A 16,429-nucleotide genomic window follows, 5' to 3' on the forward strand; every position below is an offset into this window, starting at 1 on the left:
GACCGGTACGAGGGGGAAACCAGCACTGCCCCGGGACGAACTGGGGATAACTCAGTAGCATTTGGGGTTGTTTTTTGGGCTTCGTTCGGCTAGAATTAACATAACGTTTAGGTCAGAGTCGGCCGGGGAGCCACAGGAAAGCAGCAGCAAGATTCGGGGCGCCATCGGGTGCGGCGGGTGCGGCCGGACCGCAGGCCGGGCCGCGCCCGACGGAGCCGCCCGCGGGAGGGGCGGCGGACTAGCATGGAATTCGTTCTGCAGGGGCTGATCCGGGGCTTTCACCTGTTGTTCTCCCTGGATCCGGAGGTGGTGGACATCACCCTCCGGACGTTACAGGTTACCGGTAGCGCCACTCTGGTGAGCGTGCTCCTCGGTGTACCGCTGGGCGTTTTTCTTGCCCTAAAGCGCTTTTGGGGCCGTGGAGCCCTGCTCAGCCTGGTCTACAGCGGCATGGGGCTGCCGCCCACGGTGGTAGGCTTATGGGTCAGTCTCTTTCTCTGGCGTTCGGGCCCGCTGGGCGATCTCAAATTAATCTATACGCCTGCTGCCATGGTGATCGCGCAGGCGGTTATCGCCACTCCGCTGGTGGCGAGCCTCACCGCCGCCGCCCTGCAGCAGCTGCCGCCCAAACTGCGGTTGCAGATACTGGCCCTGGGCGCCTCGCGCTGGCAGTTGATCTTCCAGCTGCTGCGGGAGGCGCGTCTGGGCATTCTGGCCGCGGTGATCGCCGGATTCGGGGGCGTGGTTTCCGAGGTGGGGGCGGCGGCCATGGTGGGCGGGAACATCGTGGGCGAGACCCGGGTGCTCACCACGGCCATCATGCTGGAGGTCTCCCGCGGCAACTTCGACCTGGCCATCGCCCTGAGCTTCATCCTGCTCGCCCTGGTATACGCGGTGGTGGCGCTTCTGGCCCGGGCCCAGCAGCCGTATCGGAGTCCCGGGAGCTGAAGTCCGGAATCGGCGGGGCAAATCCCATCCCCCCCGGGTCCGGGACGTAGCGGCGGTGTGGCGGCCAGAATATCTCCTCGTTGTCGGGCGGGCGAAAGCGCGAAGAAGGGAATACGCCGGCTGAGGCGTAATATGTTATGTCCGGGAGACGAATTCGAGGAGCGGGATGGCCCGGACGGGTTCCGCGCGCAGGGCCAGGCCTCGGGTGGACGCCTGGCCGGGGGCGGAGGGAGGCGGCGAGCATGCCGGGGATGAATAAGTGGCGCCGGTTGATCTTGGGCTTAGTGGCAGTAGCAATGCTCTTTCTTGCCGCCGGCTGCGCCCGGCCGGTTCCGCCCTCTCAGAACGAGTCGGCCGGCCGGGTTAAACTCAGCGGCGGAGGAGCCAGTTTCCCTTACCCTCTCTACTCCAAGTGGATCGAGGAATACAAGCAAGTAGGCGCCGGGGTGGTGGTGGACTACCAGTCCATCGGTAGCGGCGGGGGAATTCGCGGCATAACCGAGGGCACCCTGGATTTTGCCGGCAGCGATGCCCCCATGACCCCCGAGGAGCGGGCCAGGGCACCGCGGGAGATAGTGCACCTGCCCGTGGTACTGGGGGCGGTGGCGGTAACCTACAACCTGCCCGGCAACCCGGTGCTCAATCTCGACGGGGAAACCCTGGCCGACATTTATCTGGGCAGGATCATCAAGTGGAACCACCCGCGCCTGCAGGCTCTCAACCCCGGGGTGGCCCTCCCCGATCAGGATATCGCCATGATCCACCGCTCGGACGGCAGCGGCACCACTTTCGTCTTTACCGATTACCTCAGCGGCACCAGCTCGGCCTGGAGGAACGGGCCGGGCACGGGCAAGTCCGTTTCCTGGCCGCTGGGTATAGGGGGCAAGGGTAACGAGGGGGTTACCGGTCAGCTCAAACTTATAGAAGGATCCATCGGTTACGTGGAGCTGGCCTATGCGGTCAAGAACAACCTGCCCTGCGCGCGGCTGAAGAACCGGGCGGGCCGCTTTGTGGGCCCCGCTACCGCCTCCATAGCCGCGGCCGCCGCCGACGCCGCCCGAGACCTGCCCCCGGACCTGTGCCTTTCCCTGGTGAACGCCCCGGGTGCGGAAGCCTATCCCCTGTCCACCTTTTCTTATCTCCTGGTCTACCGGGAACAGGCGGATCCGGTGAAGGGAAAGGCTCTGGCCGAATTCCTGTGGTGGGCGGTGCACGAGGGGCAGCGCTACGCCGAGGAACTGCTCTATACGCCCCTGCCGGAAGCGGTGGTGGCCCGCCTGGAGAAGGAGCTGAAGACCCTGACCTGCCAGGGCAAGCCGTTGCTGGAATAGAGGACCGGAGGAGAGAAACTCGATGGCGGAAGTCTTCCGGTTGGAAGAAATAGAGGTCTGGAAAGCCGGCCGTTGCGTGCTTCAGGTGCCGGAGCTCAGCCTGGCCGAAGGAGAGGTGCTGGGATTGATCGGTCCCAACGGCGCCGGCAAGACCACCCTGCTGCTGGTCCTGGCCGGTTTGGAGGTGCCCCACCGGGGCCGGCTCGTCTTTCGCGGCCGGGAGATCCGCGGCGAACGGGAGCGCCAGGCCCTGCGGCGACGCCTGGCGGTGGTATTTCAAGAACCCCTGCTGCTCAACACCACGGTTTACAACAACGTGGCCGCGGGGCTGCGCTTCCGGGGGATGACAGGGACAGAGATCCGGTCCCGGGTGCACCGGTGGCTGGCGCGCCTGGGCATTGCCGACCTGGCGCGGCGTCCGGCGCGCGCCCTTTCCGGCGGCGAGGCCCAGCGGGTAAGCCTGGCCCGGGCCCTGGTTCTGGAGCCGGAGATCCTGCTGCTGGACGAGCCCTTTGCCTCTCTGGACGCCCCCACGCGCGGCGGCCTGCTGGAGGAACTCAGTGCCATCCTCACCTCTACCGGTCTTACCGCCGTTTTCGTTACCCACGATTTTCGCGAACTGCCGGCGCTGGCCCACCGGGCGGCAGCCCTGCTGGAAGGCCGCATCCTGCAGACGGGAACGCCGGAAGAGGTGCTGTACCGGCCGGCCAGCCTGGAGCTGGCTGCCTTCGTGGGCGTTTCCAACCGCCTGCCGGCCGAGATGCTGGAGCGGCAGGACGGGTTTTACCGGTTGCGGGCGCCGGGAGGGCTTGAAGTTTGGGCCGGGGCCGCGGCCTCTTCCCTCCCCGGGAAGGCGGTTACCGCCCTGTGGCGTCCGGAAGAAGGCAGCCTGCTGAGGGGCGCGGCCGACTCGATGCCCAATGCCTGGCCGGCGGTGGTGAAGAGAATCCTGCCTCTGGGGGCAGAAGACCGGGTCATACTGAGTTGCGGGGGGCACGACTTGACCGTGCTCTGTCCCCACCATGTGGTCCGGCAGATGGCCTTGGAGCCGGGGTCAGAGGTGTGCCTGCGGGTGCCGCCGGAAAGGGTGCACCTGCTGCCGGCCTAATCGCCGGTGGGCTTGCGTTCGCCGGTTACCTGATAGATCACCCGCTCGGCAATATTGGTCGCGTGGTCGGCAATGCGCTCCAAATACCGGCTGATGAATAAGAGGTAGGTGGACTGCCGGATGGTGTGGGGGTCTTCCATCATGTAGGTCAGCAGTTCCCGGAATATCTGGGAGTGCAGGTGGTCCACCAGGTCGTCGTCCCGGGTGAGGGCGTGGGCAAGGTCCACGTTTTCCTCCACGTAGGCATCCAGACAGTCCTTGACCATCTTCTGGGTGATCTCCGCCATGCGGGGAATGTCGATAAGGGGCTTGATGAAGGGCTCGTTGCCGATGCGGAGGGTAGTGCGGGCGATATCGCAGGCGTGATCGGCCATGCGCTCCAGATCTCCCACGATCTTGAAGGCGGTGCTGATCTTGCGCAGATCCTTGGCCATGGGCTGCTGCGTGGCGATCAGCCGCACGCATTTCTCCTCGATCTGAATCTCCAGCTCATCCACCGCCTCGTCGGCGTCCAGCACCTGCTGGGCCAGTTCCTGATCCTGGCGCACCAAGGACTGGATGCTCAGGGCGATGGCCTCCTCCACCAGGCTGCCCATGCGCAGGATGTCCTGCTGTAGCTCGCGCAGGGCATTGTCGAACCCGAGTCTGGCCGGCAATTCTCTTCCCTCCTTTCCGAAGAAATTATATCATATGTGGGGTCGGCTCCTGTAAGTTTTAACTGAATTTTAATCTGATCCACCTCAGGAGGTGAGGGCCTTGCCGGAAAGCGTGACCGCGTGGGCGCGTGCCAAGCTCAATCTCACCCTGGACGTGCTCGGCCGGCGGGCCGACGGTTATCACGAACTGCTCAGCGTGATGCAATCCCTGGAGCTGGCCGACCGGCTGGTAGTGAGCCTGACTTCGGACGGGATCGAGGTGGCGGGCGGGCCGGATCTGCCGCCTCCGCGCGAGAACCTGGCCTACCGGGCGGTGGAGGTGCTGCGGGAGAAGACCGGTTTTCGGGCCGGGGTACGGGTGGAGATCGAAAAGCGCATTCCGGTGGCCGCCGGGCTGGGCGGCGGGAGCGCGGATGCGGCTGCCGCCCTGGCGGCAGTGAACCACCTCCTGGGACTGGGGCTTACCAGCCACCGGCTCGCGGTTCTGGCCGCGGAGGTGGGCTCGGACGTGCCCTTTTGCCTGGTCGGGGGCACGGCCCTGGTCACGGGCCGGGGTGAGCGGCTGAGTCTTCTCCCTTCCGCGCCCTCCATGTGGCTGGTCCTGGCCCGACCTTCCCTGGCCGTGGCTACCGTCGCGGTATACGAGGCCTGGGACCGGCACGGCCGGCCCGGGCCACCCGCCAGCCCGCGCCTGGTTGCCGCCCTCAATCGCCAGGACTTCGCCGGGATGGTGGCGGTTCTGGGCAATCAACTGGAACCGGTGGTGCTTCAGCTCTATCCCCAGGTAGCCGCCCTGAAGGAGACACTTGCGGGTTGGGGGGCGCTCAAGGTATGGCTTTGCGGCAGCGGTCCCACCCTGGCGGCTCTGGCCGCCGGCTACGAGGCGGCCAGCGAAATCGCCCGGCGGTCAGAGGCGGCGGGTTACCAAACCTGGTTGACGCGCACTCTGGTTTAAGAGATACTAGCAGAGGGAGTGAGCGCCGATGGGTAGACTGGAGCCTATCGAGGTGGAAAGTGTTCGACCTCTGCGGGAGCTGGTGTTCGAGGCTTTGCGGGAGGCGATACTCAACGGCACCCTGGCCCCGGGGGAGCGGCTCATGGAGGTGCAACTCGCCGAGGAACTGGGCGTTTCCCGCACCCCCATAAGGGAGGCCATCCGCCGGCTGGAGCTGGAAGGGTACGTGGTGACCGTCCCCCGCAAGGGTGCCTACGTGGCCGGCATGTCCGCCAAGGACGCGGCCGACGTCTTCGAGATCCGCGCCGCCCTGGAGGGCCTGGCGGCCGAACTGGCGGCGCAGCGGATCACCGAGGAAGAACTGGAAGAATTGGAGCGGCGCCTGCACCGGGTGGCGCTCTGCGTGGAGCAGGGAGACCTGGCCGCCCTGGTGGAGGCGGATACCGCATTTCACGAGGTCCTCTACCGCGCCAGCCGCAACCAGCGGCTGAGGCAGATAATCGGCCACCTGCGGGAACAGATCCAGCGTTTTCGGACCACCTCCCTGGCTACCCCGGGGCGCATGCACGAGGCCCTGGAAGAGCACAAGAAAATCGTGGAGGCTCTGGCCAAGCGGAACGGCGTCCTGGCGCGGCGGCTGGCAGAGCGCCACATCGAGAACGCGGAAAACCGTCTGTTCCAGTACCCGGCCGAGGTAGGGGGCCGCTAGGAGGAAGGACCCGTGGGTTTTCCGGTGGAAGCCCTGGTCATGGCGGGAGGGGACCGATCCGGCGGTGAGTATCGGCCGACGAAACCGTTGGCCGGCAGGCCTATGGTCGCCTACGTGGTGCAGGCTCTGCAGGGGTGTCGGGCGGTCAAGCGGCTGGCGGTGGCCGGGTCCAAGGAGGAACTGGACGGCATCCTGCCGCCGGAGGTGCTCCTGGTATCCTCGGGGGAGAACCTGATTGCCACCCTGGAGAACGCCCTGGCCGAATACTCCCCCCGAGAGTGGCTGCTGGTGGCCACGGCCGACGCACCTCTCATTACCACGCAAGCAGTCGAGGATTTCCTGGGCCGCTGCGAACCCCTGTTGAGTCGGTATAACTTCTTCTACAGCGTGGTGCGGGAGGAGACGTACCAGACCTTCTGCCCGGGCAGCCGGCGTACCTATGCCCGCCTGCGCGAAGCCAGCCTCACCGGAGGCAATCTTTTCTTGGTGCGGCCGGAGATCGCCATTCCGGCCTGCCGCCGCGGCCAGGAGATCATGCGGTTGCGCAAGAGCCCGCTGCGTATGGCCCGGCTGATCGGGCCTTGGTTTCTGCTGCGGTTTCTCTTGCGGCGGCTGCCGCTGGCCGAGGCGGAGGAGCGCTTCTCCGCCCTGCTGGGCCTGAAAGGCATCACGGTCAGCGTTCCCTATCCCGAGGTGGCCTTTGACCTGGATCATCCCGAGGATTTCGCCCTGGCGGAGAAGCTTTTGGCCGAACGGAACCGAGCGACGTCCTCTCAAAGGTAAGGAGGGGTGGCCGTTGGCAGAGACGGTGGCGGTAGTGCTGGCCGCCGGCCAGGGCAAGCGTATGCGCTCTCGCCTGCCGAAGGTCTTACATCCCCTGGCGGGGCGGCCGTTGATAGGGTATGTGCTGGAGGCACTGAGAGAGATAGGTATAGAAGAGCAGATAATAGTGGTGGGGCACCGGGCGGAAGCGGTCCGCGAGGCCCTGGGCGACGGTTTCCGGTATGCGTACCAGGACCCGCCTCTGGGCACGGGGCATGCCGTGCTCCAGGCCGAAGCCCTGTTGCCGCCGGAGGCGGCTACCCTGCTGGTGGTTTGCGGCGACACCCCCTTGCTTACGGCGGACACCCTGCGCCGGCTGCTATCCGAGCACCGGGCCCGCCGCGCCCGGGCCACGGTGCTCACCGCCGTGGTGGCGGACCCTTCCGGCTACGGCCGGGTGGTGCGGGGCCAGCAGGGAGAAGTACTGGCAGTGGTAGAGGAGAGGGACGCCGGAACGGAGACAAGGGCCATCCGGGAAGTCAACACCGGCACCTACTGCTTCGACCGGCAGGCCCTCTTTTCCGCCCTCCGGGAGGTGGGGGCGGCCAATGCCCAGGGGGAGTACTACCTTCCGGACGTGCTGGGGCTATTGGCCCGGCGGGGAGCCGTGGTCGCGGCCGTTCAAGCCCCGCCGGAGGAAGCCTTGGGGATCAACAGCCGGGTGGAGTTGGCGGCGGCCGAGGACCTGCTGCGCCGGCGCCTGAACCGTCGCCTGATGGAGCAGGGGGTGACCCTGGTCGATCCGGAGAGTACCTACGTAGAGGCCACGGTGGAGGTGGGCCCGGATACCATAATCTATCCGGGCACCATGCTGCAGGGCCGTACGCGCATCGGCGAGGCCTGCCGCGTCGGCCCGTACGTAACGGTGCGAGACTCGCGGATAGGCCGGGAGGCGGAGGTGCGCTACGCCGTAGTGGAGGAAAGCGAAATCGGGGACGGTTGCCGCATCGGTCCCTTTGCCTACCTCCGGCCCGGTACGCGCCTTGCGGCGCGGGTAAAGGTAGGGGGTTTCGTGGAGATAAAGAAGTCCGAGATCGGTGAGGGCAGCAAGGTGCCCCACCTTTCCTACGTCGGAGATGCCGTGGTGGGTAAGGAGGTGAACATCGGCGCCGGTACCATTACCTGCAACTACGACGGTGAGCGCAAGTGGCCCACCTACATAGAGGACGGCGCCTTCATCGGCAGCAACACCAACCTGGTGGCGCCGGTGCGGGTGGGCCGGGGAGCCTACGTGGGCGCCGGTTCCACCATCACCCGGGACGTCCCCCCGGGCGCCCTGGGGGTGGCCCGCAGTCGGCAGACGGTCATCGAGGGTTGGCCGGTGCGGAGGGGAAGGATAAGACGCCGGGAGCGCGAAAAGGAAGCTTAGCTCCGGGGCCTGCCCCAGGCGGGCCGCCGGCTCCAGGAGGGTAGAAACATGTACGATCGCCTTAAGGTCTTTGCCGGTAACGCCAACCGGCCCCTGGCCGAGGAGATCGCCGCCTACGTGGGGACCTCCTTGGGCCTGGCCGAAATAAGGCGGTTCAGCGACGGCGAGATCAGCGTGGCCATTGAGGAAAGCGTGCGCGGCGCGGATGTGTTCGTAATCCAGCCCACCTGCTACCCGGTCAACGAGAATCTAATGGAGCTGCTGATAATGATCGACGCCGTCCGCCGGGCTTCGGCCAGGCGGATAACCGCGGTGATTCCCTACTACGGATATGCCCGACAGGAACGCAAGACCAGGGGACGGGAGCCCATCTCGGCCAAGCTGGTGGCCAACCTTCTGGTTCAGGCCGGTGCCAGGAGGGTGTTGGCGGTGGACCTGCACGCCGGCGCCATCCAGGGCTTCTTCGACATCCCGGTGGATCACCTGCCCGGGGTGCCCATACTGGCCGACTACTACCGGGGCCTGGGGCTGAACAACGTGGTGGTGGTTTCGCCCGACGTGGGCGGGGTGACCCGGGCGCGGGACCTGGCGGCCCGCATCGGGGCGGAGATCGCCATCATCGATAAGCGGCGGCCGGCGCCCAACGTGGCGGAGATCATGAACCTCATCGGTCAGGTGAGCGGCAAGACCGCCATCCTGATCGACGACATAATCGACACCGCCGGCACCATCACCCAGGCCGCCCAGGCCTTGAAGGAGCGGGGCGCCAAGACGGTGTACGCCTGCTGTACCCACCCGGTGCTTTCCGGGCCGGCGGTGGAGCGGCTTAAGGAGTCCTGCCTGGAGGAATTGGTGGTTACCAACACCATTCCCCTGCCGCCGGAGAAGCTCTGGCCCAAGGTGCGGGTACTCTCGGTAGCTCCCCTGCTGGGGGAGGCCATAGTGCGCATCCACCGCGACCTTTCGGTCTCCCAGCTTTTCGACTAGGTCAGTCTTGGGCTTCGGGGGGCGGGCCCGGCCGGTCCTTCCCCGAGCCCAGGAACCTGCGCCAAGCCTCCTGAATATTCTTGCCGGCTCCTCCTTCCCACCGGATTGCTTCTGCCGCTTCTGCCCGCACGATGAGGCTCGCCGGCCCGGCGCTGCGTACCGCGTGGGCGGGCAGAATTCCTTTTCCTCTTGCCAGGGAGCGCCAGGTCCCGGGGTGCACCAGGAAATGATCGATGTTTCCCCGCTGGTCCAAGAAGTACTCCTCGGTATGGCCCCAGAAACGGCCGTCCTCGCTGATTACCTTCGAGCCCAGCAGACTTAGCGGTTGACGCACCAGCGGCGCCAGTTCCGGAGCTTCCGAGAGGCGCCTTACCGCCTCGGCGTGCTCCACGGTCACCGCGTCCTCGCCTATGCTCCGCACTGCGGCAAAGGGAATCACGCGCTGCTCCCGAAAGAACCCGCCCGCATCCAGGGCCAGCGCCACTACGGTCAGGTTCCTGGGATCCACCACCGGCAGGCGGACGCGGCCGACCTGCTGGCCGTCGGCCAGGCTCACCACCGGCAGGCCCAGGAGTCTGCGACTCCGTATGAGCACGGTCTCCCACCTCCACTGGCCATATTATGCCGGCGGCGGGCAAATATGCCGCAGACGGCGAAGCAGGCGGCACGAAGGCTGGGGTATCGCCGCCTTTTCGAGGGCAGAGCTGGTTTCGCCCGAGTACCTAAAGCGCATAAGGAGACTGGCGGCCGCCTACACTAATTTCTAGCCCCACCGGAAGGCGGTACCGAGAGATGGCGCCTAGGCCCCTGAAGAAGCCCCTTCCCCTCAACCCGAAGAAGAGCGAGGAAAACGGGAAGCAGCCTCCGGAGCCGGAGCTGGCTCCTGAGCTTTCGCGGAACCGGGAACTATTGGGGACCTACCTCGGGGGCAGCGACGACGTGGTCTTTCGCCCCCTGGAGGTGGCCCGAACCCCGGTAAAGGCCCTGGCGGTGTACGCCGACGGCCTGGTGCGGCGGGAAACCATAGAGGAGCAGGTGCTGAAGCCGCTCATGCTGGAGCTGGCCATGGCCGAACCGCGCCAGACCCCGGCTTCCGGAGGGGAACTGTTGGAGTTCCTGGAGCGGCGGGTGCTGAGCGTGGGGGAGGTGCGCCGTACCGCCGGGGTCATGGAGATCGTGGTGGCGGTGCTTTCCGGGGATACGGCCTTTCTGGTGGACGGCGCCGCTGCGGCCTTGATAGTCAACACCCGCGGGTGGGCCGGCCGGGCGATAGAAGAGCCGGTGACCGAGTCCCTGGTACGTGGCCCCCGGGAGGGCTTCACCGAGACCCTGCGCACCAATACCGCCTTGCTGCGGCGCCACCTGCGCGATCCCCACCTCAGGATCCGGCAGTTCCGGTTGGGCCGCCGGGGCCAGACCGATTGCGCCCTGGCCTACCTGGAAGGGGTGGTCCGGCCGGAAGTAGTGGAAGAGGTCGGGAAGCGCCTCCAGACCATAGACATCGACTGCCTGCTGGAAACCGGCGAGGTGGAGCAGTTTATCGAGGACAGCCCCTTTTCGGTTTTTCCCCAGGTTCAGTACAGCGAACGACCGGATAAGGTGGTGGCGGGGCTCCTGGAGGGCCGGGTGGCGGTGCTGGTGGACGGGACCCCGTTTGTCATCATGGTGCCCGCGGTCTTCGGCCACTTCTTTACCAGTCCCGAAGACTACTACGAGCGCTGGGTGATCGGGTCGCTCCTGCGTTTGCTGCGCTACCTGGCCTCCTTCGTGGCCACCTTCCTGCCGGCCACCTACGTGGCCCTTACCAGCTTTCACCCCGGTCTCTGGCCCACTCCCCTGGCTTTGGCCATTGCCGCGGGCCGCGAGGGCATACCTTTTCCTTCGGTGGTGGAGGCCCTGCTCATGGAGCTGGCCTTCGAGCTGCTGCGCGAGGCCGGGGCCCGCCTGCCCCGGCCCATCGGCGCCACCATCGGCATCGTGGGCGGCATCATCATCGGCGACGCGGCGGTGCGGTCCAAGCTGGTAAGTCCTATAATGGTGGTGGTGGTGGCCCTCACCGCCATCGCCTCCTTCACCATCCCCTCCTACAACATGGCCATCGCCTTCCGGATCCTGCGCTTTCCCATTACCCTGGCCGCGGGCGTGCTGGGGCTTTACGGGGTGGTGCTCAGTTTCATCCTGCTAAACGTGCACCTGGTCTGCCTCAAGAGCTTCGGGGTGGTCTATCTGTCCCCCCTGGTGCCCTACCGGCGCCAGGACTGGAAAGACGCCGTTTTCCGGGCGCCGCTGCGGGTGATGGTGAGCCGGCCGGTGATGTTGCGGCCCGTCGACCGGCGGCGGCAGGTCAACCGCAAGCGGGGGGGCTGGTAGGTGCAGGACCGGGGTTTTGCCGATCGCATTACCGACCTGCAATTGAGCTTCCTGACCCTCTTCGTGATCATGGGGGGCAACTATCTTATCATGCCCCGCGGGGTAGTGGTGCTGGCCGGCCGCGACGGGTGGCTGGCCCTGCTGTTGGCCGGGGCAGTGATCACTCTGGCCGCCGGCTCCGTAGTCCGGCTGCAGCTGCGTTTTCCCGGCCAAACGGCGGTGAGCTACAACCGGGTATTGCTGGGTCCGGTGCTGGGCCGGATCTTAAGCCTCTGGCTCCTGGCCCACTTCACCCTCGCCGGCAGCTATCAGGTGCGCCTGCTTCTGGACAGTCTGAAACTCTACCTGCTCCCCCATACTCCGCTGGAGGTCACCCTGGCCGCCTTGCTCTTCACCTCCGCCTACGCGGTGCGGCACGGCCTGAACATCCTGGCCCGACTCAGCGAGGTGTTCTTCCCCCTGGTGGTGGGGTTCCTGCTGGTGATCTTCCTGCTCCTGCAGGTTACCGCCGACTACCGCAACCTGCTGCCGGTGGCCGCGCAGGGGATCAAACCGCTGGCCCTGGCGGCGTTGAGCGGGGCCACGCTCTATCAGGGCTTCGGGCACCTGGTCTTTACCACGGCCTTCCTGCACCGGCCGCAGCAGGCGGTAGGGGCGGTCTGGCGGGGACTGGCACTGGTCACCGGCCTATACGCTTTTACCTACGCCGTGGCCGTTGCCGTGCTGGGGCCGGATCTGCTGGCGCACCTGCTTTACCCGCCGCTAGACCTGACCCGGGCGCTGGACTTTCCTGCGCTGCTGTTCGAGCGGGTAGAGGTGCTGATGCTGGTGGTGTGGATGCTGGCCGCCTGCCTGGCCTTCAGCCTGGCCTTCTACCTGGTGTCCCTGGGCGCCACCCAGTTGCTGCACCTGGAAAAGCACGACCCCGTGGTATTTCTGCTTATACCGGTCTTCTACTTCCTGGCCCGGCTCCCCGAGGACCTGGCCGCCCAGGAAGCGCTCAACCGCTTGGTACGGGTAAGCTTCGTGCTGCTGACTGTCACCTACGCGGTAATCTTGCCGGTGACGGCCCGGCTGCGCGGCCGGGGTGGCAGCGGTGGTTAGGCGGCCGGGGCGGTGGGTGGCAGGGCTGGTGCTCGCCGGCATTTTCCTGGGAGGCTGCTGGGATCGGCTGGAGGTGGAGCACCGGGCCTTTGTGATGGCCATCGCCGTAGATCGGGCAGAGGAGAAGCCCGGCGGGGCGGCAACCGATCCGCCCAGGCTGCGCCTGGCCTTCCAGATTGCGAATCCCAGCAAGCTCGCGGGCGGGGGGCAGGAGGCCTCGGGGAAGGGCGGCGGCACGGAGCCGGCCTTCTGGAATCTGGCCACCGTGGCCTCGGGGGTATTCCTCGGGGCGAGGGAAGTGTGTACCCGATTGGACCGCGTGCCGTACTTCGAGCACCTGCAGCTGGTTCTGGTCGGGGAGGAGCTGGCCCGCGAGGGCCTGGAGCCGGTGCTGGACTTCTTCCGGCGCAACTCCGAAATGCACGGCCGGGTGGAGGTGGCCATCGCTGCGGGAGAGGCCGGAAAGGTGCTGGAGGTGGCACCCCGGCTTCAGCCCTTGCCCGCGCTGTACCTGGCAGACGTGCTCCGCACCGGCCAGCGCCGCACCGGCCACCAGGTGGCCGCTCAGGATCTGATCCACGTGTTCTCCCGGTTGGCCTCCGGAGCGTCCATGGTGCTGCCCCGCATAGAGGCGGCCGAGAAGGAAGTGAAGGTGGCCGGGGGAGCGGTGCTGCGGCAGGGCCGCCTGGTGGGCTGGCTCGGAGAAACCGAGGCCGAAGGCTTTCGCTGGCTGCAGGGTGAGCCCCGGGGGATCATAGTGGGCGCGCGTCTGCCCGGTACGGGAGCGGTGGATGCCTTTGAGGTCTGGCACGCACGTACCCGGATCGTTCCCCAGGTAACCGGAGGCCGCGTCTCCGTAAGGGTGGTGATTCAGGCCGAGGGCGGAATCTCCGAGCACGCCGGGACCGGTTCGGTGGCGCAAGCGGCACACCTGGCAGTGGCGGAAGAAGAGGTGGGACGGACCATAGCCCGGCGGGTTCAGGCAGCACTTAGAGAGCTAAAGCGTCTGAGGGCCGATGCCGCCGGCTTCGGGCAGGAGATAGAGAGGCACCACCCCCTTATGTGGGAGCGGCTCAAGCAACGGTGGGAAGAGGAGATTTTTCCCACCGTTCCCGTGCAGGTGGAGGCGCAGGTCCGCATACGCCAGGTCGGTCTTTACCGCTAGGACGGTAAGTACGGTGTTCCGCGGTTGCCGGCTGGCGGGCTCACCGGCGCGAGAACAGCGGGGGTTTCCCCCGGGAGGGGTGCAATGCTCTGGGGAGTCTTGGCGTGGCTGGAAGACAATTTTGACTGGGCCGTTACTCTGGTGGCTGCGGCTGCCGGAGCCTGGAATTTCTGGTTCGTGGGTCCGGCCCTGGCCGAGCGCGGCTTCCCGGCCGAGGCCCGCCTGGCGGCCTGGGGAGGGCTGCTCACGCTGGCCGGTTCGGTGCTGTTCTTCCTGCTGCTCCAGCTTCTGGGTTACTTCCGGCCGATGTAGGGGGTTCAGGGCGGCCGCGCCCGGTCGGGACCGGCCCGGACCGCCCGGTACCCCTTGGGCGCACCCGGTTCTGTCCGGGGCCCGGCTTCGAGGGCATAAGCCGGACCCGACCTCAGTTAGACACGGCGCGTTTGGGGTGCTGGGGCCGTTTTATGGCCCCGGCGGGCCTGGTTTCACCGCGTACCTGAAGCGTGCCGGGCACCGAACTCGGTGAGGGCGAGGGCGGAGGCGGGCCGGAGGCCACGGACGGCCGAAGCGGCGGGGCGCCACGGACGGCGCCTCCGCCGGGAGCCCGCCGGAGCGCGACGCTCGAGCCGTAGTTCGGTCGGCTAAGCGACCGGTACGAGGGGGAACCAGGCCCGCCGGGTCAGCCGGTACCAACTGCACGGCGGGGCTTCTTGGAGGCAGGGCCCGGTTGTGGTATGCTTAAAGCTGCCTGAAGCTGGAGGGCCTTTGCCGGGCTGCCCTCGGCTAGAGCCGCTGGCGGCCGGCACGGGCTCTTGAGCATGCGACGGGGGAGGCAAGCGTGCTGCGGCTGGTCGTGGGTCTGGGCAACCCCGGCCGTCGTTACCGGCGCACCCGGCACAACCTGGGCTTTGCCGCGGTGGAGCTTCTGGCCGCGCGCCTGGGGGCCGGGTCCTGGCGCCGTGAGGGCCGGGCCGAGGTCGCGGGTCTGGTTCTGGCCGGACGGGAAATAGTCCTGGCCAAGCCGATCACCTTCATGAACCTGAGCGGCGAGGCCGTGGTCCCGCTGGTGTCCCGGCTGGGAGCGGCGCCGGAGGAGGTAGTGCTGGTCCACGACGACCTGGACTTGCCGGCGGGAAAGATCCGGGTGCGGCCGCAGGGGAGCGCCGGCGGTCACCGGGGGGTGGCATCGGTGCTGGAGTCTTTGGGCACGGACCGCGTCGGCCGGGTAAAGCTCGGAATCGGACGCCCCCCGCCGGGAGTAGATCCGGCAGACTACGTGCTGGAGCCTCTCTCCGGGCAGGAGTGGGAGGTTTTTTCTCTGCCGTTGGAGCAGGCGTCAGACGCCCTGGAGTTCCTGCTGCGGGGCGGCTCCTGGGCAGAGGTCATGAACCGTTTTAACGGGTGAGTGAAGCTTTGCCCCGAGACTTTTTCGGTAGGTCGGTGAGCCAGGGCCGGACGCCCAAGACGAGGGAGGGTGTAACCGGGTACAGGAAATCAGGACTCGGAGACGAAACCGGTAATCGGGGCCGGGAAGCCGGGTTGGATCGCAGGAAGGGCCGGGGTTGAGGGTTGCGGTGAAAACAGCTAACCGCTACGACAGGTGGGAGTGGGCGGGCGCCTTTGGCGACCTGGGTACGCTTATTCCCTTTGTGCTGGCCTATGCTAACATTGTCAAGCTGGACCCCGTGGGCATAATTTTTGTGTTCGGCGCGGCCAAGATAGCCGTGGGCCTTTACTACCGCACCCCGGTGCCCGTCCAGCCCCAGAAGCTGGTCGGCGCCGCCGCCACGGCCCAGGCAGGCGCTTTCTCGCCCGAGGCAGTGTGGGCCGCGGGGCTTTTCTCCGGGGCGGTGTGGTTGCTCCTGGGGGCAAGCGGCGCCATCGGTCTGGTGGCGCGACTGGCCCGCAAACCGGTCACTCAGGGTATCATGCTGGGATTGGGCTTCAGCTTCATGCTCGAAGGCCTGCGTTGCATGCAGGCCGACTGGCTCCTGGCAGGTGCCGGTTTTCTTCTGGCTCTGTTCCTGCTCGGCAACGGAAAGATTCCGGCCATGCTGGCACTGCTGGTTCTGGGGGTGACGTGGGGCGTCGCGGCTTCACCACCTGACTGGCAGGAGGTGGGGGCTAACGTGGGCCTGCACTTCCCCCGCCTGCTGCTTCTTCACATTGACGACCCCGCCGCAGCCCAGGGCATATTGCTCCTGGCGCTTCCCCAGTTGCCGTTGACCCTGGGCAACGCCGTCATCGGGATTGTAGCCGAGAACAATATGCTCTTTCCCCACCGGCGACTTGCCGAAAGGGAGGTGGCCATCTCTACCGGTATCATCAACCTGGTGGCGCCTTTCTGGGGAGGCGTTCCCATGTGCCACGGCGCCGGAGGCATGGCGGGTCACGTGCGCTTCGGCGCGCGAACCGGTGGAGCGCTGGTAATTCTCGGTTCCCTGCTGGTGGTGCTGGCCCTTTTCTTCGGAGGGGCCATAACCGTTCTGTTCGCCCTCTTCCCCCGAGCGATACTCGGCACGGTGCTGTTTTTTGCCGGGCTGGAACTCGCCCTTACCGCCTGGCGCCCGGGTGAAGGGCGCAGCGAGACGGGTATTGCCCTGATTACTGCGGCCTTAACCGTTTGGAATGCCGGGGTTGCTTTTGCCCTGGGCATCTTCCTGGCCTGGGCTACCGAAAAGGGTTGGATTCGGCTCTAGACAAAGAAGGACGGTCGGAATTAGGATGACGCCAGACCCTCGGGTACCGGTCTGGTGGATCCCCACTTTGCCTTGCCGGCAGTCCTGGTTCCCCCTCGTACCGGTCGACCCGACACGCTTTAGGTACTCGGCGAAACCAGGACTGCCGCCAGGGTAAAGGATACGTCAGGCGGGCCGTTCCTTGACCCGTGCGTCCGGGTACACTA

General features: G+C 66.6%; 16 protein-coding genes. 14 read left to right on the top strand and 2 right to left on the bottom strand.

The features are described from left to right. The first annotated feature begins 243 nt into the window (after positions 1–243). The 3 genes from NUV99_02770 (at position 244) to NUV99_02780 (ending at position 3,387) form a co-directional block, all read left to right on the top strand. Entirely contained in the window at positions 244–948 is a 705-nt protein-coding gene (locus NUV99_02770) for an ABC transporter permease (GenBank protein ID MCR4419055.1), read from the top strand. Positions 949–1,190: 242 nt separating this feature from the next. After that, complete coding sequence (gene pstS, locus NUV99_02775; GenBank protein MCR4419056.1) at positions 1,191–2,279, top strand: phosphate ABC transporter substrate-binding protein PstS; 1,089 nt, start codon at positions 1,191–1,193, stop codon at positions 2,277–2,279. A 22-nt stretch (positions 2,280–2,301) separates the two neighbouring features. Further along, entirely contained in the window at positions 2,302–3,387 is a 1,086-nt protein-coding gene (locus tag NUV99_02780) for an ABC transporter ATP-binding protein (protein MCR4419057.1), read from the top strand. Here the strand turns inward: NUV99_02780 and phoU are convergent. Next, entirely contained in the window at positions 3,384–4,043 is a 660-nt protein-coding gene (phoU, locus tag NUV99_02785; protein MCR4419058.1) for a phosphate signaling complex protein PhoU, read from the bottom strand. The genes NUV99_02780 and phoU overlap by 4 nt on opposite strands. Positions 4,044–4,143: 100 nt before the next feature. On the opposite strand from phoU, the gene ispE reads away from it, so the two are divergent. Genes ispE through NUV99_02810 form a run of 5 tightly spaced genes read left to right on the top strand, consistent with a single transcriptional unit; the run spans position 4,144 to position 8,885 of the window. Next, the gene (gene ispE, locus NUV99_02790; protein MCR4419059.1) at positions 4,144–4,998 is read left to right on the top strand and encodes a 4-(cytidine 5'-diphospho)-2-C-methyl-D-erythritol kinase; all 855 of its coding nucleotides are present in this window, start codon (positions 4,144–4,146) and stop codon (positions 4,996–4,998) included. 28 nt (positions 4,999–5,026) lie between these two features. After that, the gene (locus NUV99_02795; GenBank protein MCR4419060.1) at positions 5,027–5,707 is read left to right on the top strand and encodes a GntR family transcriptional regulator; all 681 of its coding nucleotides are present in this window, start codon (positions 5,027–5,029) and stop codon (positions 5,705–5,707) included. Between the two features lie 12 nt (positions 5,708–5,719). After that, positions 5,720–6,490: a nucleotidyltransferase family protein gene (locus NUV99_02800; protein ID MCR4419061.1), complete on the top strand. Its 771-nt coding sequence runs from the start codon at positions 5,720–5,722 to the stop codon at positions 6,488–6,490. 13 nt (positions 6,491–6,503) lie between these two features. Then, positions 6,504–7,898 (top strand): bifunctional UDP-N-acetylglucosamine diphosphorylase/glucosamine-1-phosphate N-acetyltransferase GlmU, encoded by a 1,395-nt coding sequence (gene glmU, locus NUV99_02805; GenBank protein ID MCR4419062.1) that lies wholly within the window; start codon positions 6,504–6,506, stop codon positions 7,896–7,898. 48 nt (positions 7,899–7,946) lie between these two features. Further along, positions 7,947–8,885 carry a ribose-phosphate pyrophosphokinase gene (locus NUV99_02810; GenBank protein ID MCR4419063.1) on the top strand — a complete coding sequence of 313 codons (939 nt, stop codon included), beginning with the start codon at positions 7,947–7,949 and terminating at the stop codon, positions 8,883–8,885. A gap of 1 nt (position 8,886) precedes the next feature. Here NUV99_02810 and NUV99_02815 read toward each other — a convergent pair whose 3' ends face one another. After that, positions 8,887–9,480, bottom strand: a complete 594-nt coding sequence (locus tag NUV99_02815; GenBank protein ID MCR4419064.1) for a PRC-barrel domain-containing protein — start codon at positions 9,478–9,480, stop codon at positions 8,887–8,889. Between the two features lie 197 nt (positions 9,481–9,677). On the opposite strand from NUV99_02815, the gene NUV99_02820 reads away from it, so the two are divergent. The 6 genes from NUV99_02820 to NUV99_02845 all read left to right on the top strand — a co-directional run bounded on the left by NUV99_02820 (position 9,678) and on the right by NUV99_02845 (position 16,223). Beyond that, positions 9,678–11,255, top strand: a complete 1,578-nt coding sequence (locus tag NUV99_02820; protein ID MCR4419065.1) for a spore germination protein — start codon at positions 9,678–9,680, stop codon at positions 11,253–11,255. Further along, complete coding sequence (locus NUV99_02825; GenBank protein MCR4419066.1) at positions 11,256–12,359, top strand: spore germination protein; 1,104 nt, start codon at positions 11,256–11,258, stop codon at positions 12,357–12,359. Positions 12,360–12,375: 16 nt separating this feature from the next. Then, a complete protein-coding gene (locus tag NUV99_02830) occupies positions 12,376–13,524 on the top strand; it encodes a Ger(x)C family spore germination protein (GenBank protein MCR4419067.1) in 1,149 nt (382 codons plus the stop codon). Positions 13,525–13,608: 84 nt separating this feature from the next. Further along, a complete protein-coding gene (locus NUV99_02835) occupies positions 13,609–13,836 on the top strand; it encodes a hypothetical protein (GenBank protein MCR4419068.1) in 228 nt (75 codons plus the stop codon). Between the two features lie 526 nt (positions 13,837–14,362). After that, positions 14,363–14,929, top strand: a complete 567-nt coding sequence (gene pth, locus NUV99_02840; protein MCR4419069.1) for an aminoacyl-tRNA hydrolase — start codon at positions 14,363–14,365, stop codon at positions 14,927–14,929. 157 nt (positions 14,930–15,086) lie between these two features. Next, positions 15,087–16,223: a putative sulfate/molybdate transporter gene (locus NUV99_02845; protein ID MCR4419070.1), complete on the top strand. Its 1,137-nt coding sequence runs from the start codon at positions 15,087–15,089 to the stop codon at positions 16,221–16,223. Positions 16,224–16,429: the final 206 nt, after the last annotated feature.

This window comes from Clostridia bacterium (genome assembly GCA_024653205.1).
Classification (GTDB): Bacteria; Bacillota; DSM-521; order Neomoorellales; family SLTJ01; genus JANLFO01.